This is a genomic window from Deinococcus pimensis DSM 21231 (genome assembly GCF_000519345.1).
Taxonomy (GTDB): Bacteria; Deinococcota; Deinococci; order Deinococcales; family Deinococcaceae; genus Deinococcus_A; species Deinococcus_A pimensis.
In genome coordinates, this window is record NZ_KI912670.1 from 45455 (window position 1) to 46074 (window position 620).

The 620-nt window shown below is 75.6% G+C and carries 2 protein-coding genes; both read right to left on the reverse strand.

Features of this window, described 5'->3' with window-relative positions; all coding sequences use genetic code 11:
- A partial coding sequence (locus DEIPI_RS40405) for a TVP38/TMEM64 family protein (protein ID WP_045234737.1) occupies positions 1–290 on the reverse strand: 290 nt, incomplete at its 3' end.
- Between the two features lie 34 nt (positions 291–324).
- On the reverse strand, positions 325–620 hold a 296-nt coding region (locus DEIPI_RS32765; RefSeq protein ID WP_045234738.1), incomplete at its 5' end, for an alpha/beta fold hydrolase.

Sequence of the window (620 nt, forward strand, 5' to 3'; positions counted from 1 at the left end):
CGGCCCACGGCGTACCCCAGCAGGGCCGCGCCGACCCCGCCCAGCGCGGACAGCGCGGTGCCTGCCGCGACGCCGTACAGGCTGCCGTACGCCACCATCACGACGCTCGACGGGACGGGCAGCAAGACGTCCGCGACGAGCAGTGCGGTGCCCACCACGGCGGGGACCGCGCCCGAGCCCAGCCACGGCGTGGGGTCGGTGAGCAGGGGCAGCCCGAGCGCCTCCACGACGACGAAGAGCGCGCCGAGCAGCAGCAGGACGGCCAGCGCCACACGCCACAGCCAGCTCAAGCCGTCCTCCCGGGCGGGAAAGCGGAGCGCAGGGTCAGGTCCTCGCGAGAAACGCCCGCAGGGCCGCGTTGAAGGCGCCGGGCTCGGTGCGCATGGGCAGGTGCCCCACGCCCGGCAGGAAGACCAGTTCGGCGTCCGGAAGTTCCCGGGCGAGGTAGTGACCCACGGCCTCGGGGATGGCCACGTCCGAGCGGGTCTGCGTCACGAGGACCGGATGACGCGCCCGGGCGAGGAGCGCGCGGCAGTCCGACTCGAAGATCGCGCGGGCCGCGACGCCCGCCACCTCGGGCGCGACGTCCTCCACGGCGCGGGCGACGTCGCGCAGGGTCG